This is a genomic window from Megasphaera sp. ASD88 (assembly GCF_002287425.1).
GTDB classification, from domain to species: domain Bacteria; phylum Bacillota; class Negativicutes; order Veillonellales; family Megasphaeraceae; genus Megasphaera; species Megasphaera stantonii.
This window is the reverse complement of record NZ_NQXW01000039.1, coordinates 2,768-4,917: the sequence shown is the minus strand read 5'-3', so window position 1 is coordinate 4,917 and position 2,150 is coordinate 2,768. Positions and strand designations below refer to the sequence as shown.

The 2,150-nt window shown below is 53.3% G+C and carries 1 rRNA gene; it reads right to left on the bottom strand.

Features of this window, described 5'->3' with window-relative positions:
* Positions 1 to 2,150: ribosomal RNA gene (locus tag CJ260_RS12205) — 23S ribosomal RNA — on the bottom strand; the annotation flags it as partial.

Sequence of the window (2,150 nt, the reverse complement as noted above, 5' to 3'; positions counted from 1 at the left end):
TGCTTTCACAATGAGAAACCTCATCTTTAGGCTGGTTTCACGCTTAGATGCTTTCAGCGTTTATCCGTCCCGGACGTAGCTACCCAGCTGCACGGCTGGCGCCATGACTGGTACACCATTGGTCCGTCCACTCCGGTCCTCTCGTACTAGGAGCAGCCCCTTTCAAGTTTCTTCCGCCCGCGATGGATAGGGACCGAACTGTCTCACGACGTTCTGAACCCAGCTCGCGTACCACTTTAATGGGCGAACAGCCCAACCCTTGGGACCTACTTCAGCCCCAGGATGTGATGAGCCGACATCGAGGTGCCAAACCTCCCCGTCGATATGGACTCTTGGGAGAGATAAGCCTGTTATCCCCAGGGTAGCTTTTATCCGTTGAGCGATGGCAATTCCACTCTCTACCACCGGATCACTAAGCCCGACTTTCGTCCCTGCTCGACCTGTCCGTCTCGCAGTCAAGCTCCCTTCTGCCTTTACACTCTTCGCGCGGTTTCCGTCCGCGCTGAGGGAACCTTTGGGCGCCTCCGTTGCTCTTTCGGAGGCGACCGCCCCAGTCAAACTGCCCGCCTGAGACTGTCCAAAGACTCGTTACGTCTCTCGTTAGAATCCCAATAAAACAAGGTTGGTATCCCACCAGCGGCTCTGCGGATACTGGCGTACCCGCTTCTCAGCCTCCCAACTATCCTGTACATCTCTTACCGGAATCCAATCTCAGGTTACAGTAAAGCTCCATGGGGTCTTTCTGTCCAGTCGCGGGTAACCTGCATCTTCACAGGTACTTCAATTTCACCGGGTCCCTCGTTGAGACAGTGCCCAAATCGTTACACCTTTCGTGCGGGTCGGAACTTACCCGACAAGGAATTTCGCTACCTTAGGACCGTTATAGTTACGGCCGCCGTTTACTGGGGCTTCAATTCTCTGCTTCGCCTTACGGCTAACACGTCCTCTTAACCTTCCAGCACCGGGCAGGTGTCAGCATCTATACGTCAGCTTTCGCTTTAGCAGACGCCTGTGTTTGTGGTAAACAGTCGCTTGGGCCTCTCTTCTGCCGCCTATTCCTGCTCCCTGCGTTTCTGCAGCTCACATACTTTAGGCTATCCTTTTCCCGAAGTTACGGATACATTTTGCCGAGTTCCTTAACGAGGGTTTTCCCGCGCACCTTAGAATTCTCTTCCTGCCTACCTGTGTCGGTTTCGGTACGGGCGCCTGAGTCCTCACTAGAAGCTTTTCTCGACAGCCTAGTTCCTGCCCCTTCGCCATTGTCTCCAATGGCTCCCCATCACTTCTCGGCTTTTAGTATGGCGGATTTGCCTGCCACACAACCTACCAGCTTGGACGTGCTCTTCCAATCGCACGCGCGCATTCCTTTCTGTGTCACTCCTTCGCTCAAACAGACTCCTGCGGTACAGGATTTTCAACCTGTTGTCCATCTCCTACGCGTCTCCGCCTCGGATTAGGTCCCGACTTACCCTGGGTCGACGATCGTTGCCCAGGAACCCTTAGGCTTTCGGTGGAAAGGATTCTCACCTTTCTTTTCGCTACTCATACCGGCATTCTCTCTTCCTGCCTGTCCACCTGTCCTTCCGGTCAGGCTTCTCCCATGCAGGAACGCTCCCCTACCCAAGTATCTCAAGATACTTGCCAAAGCTTCGGTTCCGTACTTTAGCCCCGGTCATCTTCGGCGCAGAGTCTCTCGACCAGTGAGCTATTACGCACTCTTTTAATGGTGGCTGCTTCTAAGCCAACATCCTGGTTGTTTTCGAAATTCCACATCCTTCGCCACTTAGTACGGCATTGGGGACCTTAGCTGTTGGTCTGGGCTGTTTCCCTCTTGACTACGGGCCTTATTACTCGCAGTCTGACTCCCATGTATAAGTACAGCCATTCGTAGTTTGATTAAGTTCGGTAGCCGGATAGGCCCCTACCTCGTTCAGTGCTCTACCGCCTGTACTCTTACCATGAGGCTAGCCCTAAAGCTATTTCGGGGAGAACCAGCTATCTCCACGTTCGATTGGCATTTCACCCCTACCCACATCTCATCCAAAAGCTTTTCAACGCTCACTGGTTCGGTCCTCCACACATTTTTACCTGTGCTTCAACCTGGACATGGGTAGATCACTGTGGTTTCGGGTCTACTGCTACCAACTTAT